The 4,304-nt window shown below is 66.7% G+C and carries 3 protein-coding genes; 2 read left to right on the plus strand and 1 reads right to left on the minus strand.

What is annotated here, in order from left to right; genetic code table 11:
- Positions 1 to 433 (plus strand): IS607 family transposase (locus WAN71_RS19815; RefSeq protein WP_422226960.1); only part of this gene is annotated, 433 nt, incomplete at its 5' end.
- 5 nt (positions 434 to 438) lie between these two features.
- On the plus strand, positions 439 to 2,109 hold the full coding sequence (locus WAN71_RS19820) for a hypothetical protein (protein ID WP_422226961.1): 1,671 nt from the start codon (positions 439 to 441) through the stop codon (positions 2,107 to 2,109).
- 24 nt (positions 2,110 to 2,133) lie between these two features.
- Here WAN71_RS19820 and WAN71_RS19825 read toward each other — a convergent pair whose 3' ends face one another.
- Positions 2,134 to 4,281, minus strand: a complete 2,148-nt coding sequence (locus tag WAN71_RS19825; protein WP_422226962.1) for an elongation factor G-like protein EF-G2 — start codon at positions 4,279 to 4,281, stop codon at positions 2,134 to 2,136.
- Positions 4,282 to 4,304: the final 23 nt, after the last annotated feature.

Here is a 4,304-nt window from a genome sequence, read left to right on the forward strand (position 1 = left end):
GTCCAGCCATGACCAGAAGGCGGACCTTGATCGTCAGGCCGCTCGGCTTGCCGAGTGGGCCGCGAACGCGGGACATCGTGTACTGCGCGCGGAGGCCGAGGTCGGATCCGGGATGGATGGTGCGCGCACCAAGATTCGTCGCCTTTTGGCAGACCCCGAGGTCACTGTGATCGTGGCGGAGCATCGGGATCGGTTGGGGCGGATGAACACCGAGTTGGTGGAGGCGGCGCTGTCGGCGCATGGCCGCCGGCTGGTGGTGCTGGATTCCGGTGAGGTCACCGACGATCTGGTGCGCGACATGGTGGAGGTTCTCACCTCGTTCTGTGCTCGCCTGTATGGGCGGCGCTCGGCGCGGAACCGCGCGTTGAAGGCCGTCGGGTGCGCCCAGCGCAACATCGGGGCCGAAACTTGTCGGTGCCACGGGCGAGGATGAGCGCCATGGGTAAGCCGCTGCGCCGGATTGGGGATCCGGTGGTGGCTGCGGCCCCGGCCGGGGCGCGGATCGGCACCCGGATACATCCGAGTGCCGATGAGGCAGCGGCGTTGACCGCGATCGGCCAGCTTCTCGGGTCGGTATATCGGAGCGAGTTGGCGGAGCGGATTCAGCTGGGGCGCTTGGGTCATAGGGCTCACGCGGCGTGGCGTGCGCAGCGTAAGCAGGCTCTCACGGCGGTGTCGTCGTCGCGGTGGGCGGGGGCGATCACCCGCGCCGTGGAGGATCAATACCAGCTGGGCATGCGGGGCTTGGCGGCCCAGGTAGCGGATTTGCGTGCCGCGGTAGAGGTCATCGAGGCTCGGTGTGTGCTGCGGCCTGGTGAGCTTGCGCCGGTCGCTGACGCTAAGATCGGCGGCCGATCGCGGCGCCGTCGTCGTCGTGGGTATCGGAGCGCAGCGGAGCGGTTTGCCAAGACCCGCCGTCTGGCGGTATTACGGACCCGGTTGGTGGCTGCTGAAATGGCGTTGGCTGCGGGTCGCGCGTCGATCACGGTGGGTGGGAAACGGTTGTGGCGCAGCCGTCATCACCTCGACGCGGCCGGCATGACCGAACAGCAGTGGCGCAACGAGTGGGATGCGGCGCGGCTGTTTGTGACCGCCGACGGGGAGTCGGGCAAGGCCGGTGGCAATGAGACCATCCGGGTCGATGCGGCGGGCCGGCTGCGAATCAAGGTGCCCGCCGCCCTCGCCGACGAGCTCGGTACCCATCTGGTGGTCGCCGCGCCGGTGCAGTTCAGCCACCGCGGCGCCGAATGGTGGGCGCGAGTCGCCGCGCGGCAAGCGGTGCGCTACGACATCAGCTACGACCCCGACCGCGAGCGTTGGTATTTAGACGCATCGTGGACCACCAGCCCCGCCCCGGGGCCTGAGCTCGATGACCTGCGGGCCGGCCGCGTGTTGGGTGTGGACCTCAACGCCGATCACCTGGCCGCGTGCGTGCTCGACGCCTCCGGCAACCCGGTCGGTGAACCCGTCACTATCGCCGTCGAGACCGCGGGGCTCAAAGCATCACGACGCGACGGGCGGGTCCGTGCGGCCATCAGCACATTGCTCGAGCTTGCCCACCAGCAGAACTGCTCGGCGGTCGTGGTGGAGAAGCTCGATTTCGCCGACGCACGCGCCACAGGCCGAGAAACCCTGGGCCGTGCACGGCGCGGGAAACGGTTGCGCGCCACCATCGCCGGGATGCCTACCGCCAAGTTTCGGACCCGGCTGACTGGCATGGCCAGCCGGAGTGGGATCGCGGTCATCGGGGTGGACCCGGCCTATACCAGTCGCTGGGGAAACCAGCACTGGCGCAAACCCCTGCAACAACAGACTTCCGAACCGGCCACCATCACCGTCCATCACGGTGCGGCGGCCGCGATCGGCAGACGTGGCCTCGGCCTGGCGATCAGGCGGCGGCCGGCAGGACCCCGTACCCGACAGCGGACGAGTACGGGCACTCCACCGGCCAGACCCGACCACCACCCGAGCACCACACCACGACGGTGCCGTAGTTCTGGCTCACCGCCACGCCCACAACGACGACGAGGCGTGCCGGTCCACCAGAGAACACCCACCGCCAGCGGCCAAAACCGTTCGGGCCGCACAGGACTCACTCCTGCTCACTAATGAGGAACGGTAGAACCCCACGTGTCAGTTCGCGGATTTCACCCTGACCGCAGCGGAGTCCGGCATCGGATCGTACCGGGCAAAGGAGCGGGTGAACGAGGCTGCGCCGTGTGACAGCGACCGCAAGTCGATGGCGTAACGAGTCAACTCGACCTGCGGCACTTCGGCTCTCACCAATGTGCGGTCATTGCCGGCGGTGTCGGTACCCAGCACCCGGCCGCGACGCCCGGATAGGTCGCCCATCACCCCGCCGACCAGATCGTCGGGTATCAGCACCGAGATCTCGTCGATCGGCTCAAGCAGGTTCACCTTGGTCGCCGCCGCGGCCTCCTTCAACGCAAGCGAGCCGGCCATCTGGAAGGCGAAATCCGACGAGTCGACGCTGTGCGCCTTGCCGTCGAGCAGCGTGACACGGATGTCGACCACGGGGTATCCGACGTGCACGCCCTTTTCCATCTGAGCGCGCACCCCCTTTTCCACGCTGGGGATGAATTGCCGCGGTACCGCGCCGCCCACTACCTTGTCGACGAATTCGAAACCCGACCCCTCCGGTAGCGGTTCCACTTCGATGTCGCAAACCGCGTACTGGCCGTGGCCGCCGGACTGCTTGACGTGTCGGCCATGGCCTTTTGCCTTGCCGCCGAACGTTTCCCGCAGAGGTACCCGCAGCTCGACAGTGTCCACGGCGACGCCGTAGCGGTTCTCCAGCGCGTCGAGTACGACGCCGACGTGCGCCTCACCCATGCACCACAGCACAACCTGGTGTGTCTCCGGATTCTGCTCGATGCGCAGTGTCGGATCCTCGGCGGCCAACCGTCCCAACCCGACTGACAGCTTGTCCTCGTCGGTCTTGGCGTGTGCCTGAATGGCAACCGGCAGCAGCGATTCCGGCATGATCCACGGTTTGAGCACCAGCGGTTCGCCCTTGTCCGACAGGGTGTCGCCGGTTTCCGCCCGGCTAAGCCGGCCGATCGCGCACATGTCACCGGGCAGCACCACCGATGCGGGCCGTTGCTGCTTGCCCAACGGGAAGGACAGCGCACCGATGCGTTCGTCCTCGTCGTGGTCGACGTGGCTGTTGCCCGCGCCGTTAGACGAGCCGAAGAAGGACGAGAAATGGCCCGACACATGAACCGTCGTGTCGGGCCGGATGGTGCCGGAGAACACCCGGACCAGGCTTAGCCTGCCGACGTAGGGATCTGAGGTCGTCTTCACCACCTCGGCCAGCAGCGGCGATTCGGAGCCGCAAGTTACCTTGGTGAAAACGGCACCCTGCGGCGTAAAGACCTCGGGCAGCGGGTGTTCCGCCGGAGACGGGAATCCGCGGGTGGCGACCTCCAACAGTTCCAGCGTGCCGACGCCTGAGCTGCTGCAGACCGGAATCACCGGGAAAAACGAGCCACGGGCAACTGCCTTCTCCAGATCCTCGATCAACACCGACTCGTCGATCTTTTCGCCGCCGAGGTAACGCTCCATCAGCGATTCGTCTTCGGACTCCTCGATGATTCCCTCGATCAACGTGCCGCGCGCTTCTTCGATCTGATCGGCGTACGACGGATCCGGCGAATGCGTGGTCCGCTTGCCGCCCTGGTACTCATAATGCGTCTGCGACAGCAGCCCGATCAGCCCGTCGCCGGCGGGCAGGTACAGCGGTAACACCTTGTCCCCGAACGCATTTTGGGCCGTCGAGAGCGCATTCTGATAGTTGGCCCTGGCGTGGTCGAGTTTGGTGATCACCACCGCCCGTGGCATGCCGACCTGGCTGCACTCCTGCCAGAGGGACTTGGTCGGTTCGTCGACGTCTTCGTTGGCCGCGATCACGAATAGGGCGCAGTCCGCGGCGCGCAGCCCGGCCCGCAGTTCGCCGACGAAATCGGCGTAGCCCGGAGTGTCGACCAGATTCACCTTGACGCCGTCGTGCAACAGCGATGCCAAGGCCAGCCCGACCGAGCGCTGCTGGCGGATCTCGGCATCGTCGTGGTCGCAGACCGTGGTGCCGTCGGCGATGCAGCCGGCTCTGGACAACACGCCGGAGGCGACCAGCAGTGCCTCCACCATAGTGGTCTTGCCGCCGCCGGACGGGCCTACCAGCACCACGTTCCGTACGGCGGCCGGATCGTCTACGGCAGGAGCGGCTCCTGCATTTTGAGAACTACTGGACTTGTCTGCCATGACGTGTCTCCTCATGCCCGCGT

This window comes from Mycobacterium sp. (assembly GCF_049280035.1).
In the GTDB taxonomy this organism is placed as follows: domain Bacteria; phylum Actinomycetota; class Actinomycetes; order Mycobacteriales; family Mycobacteriaceae; genus Mycobacterium.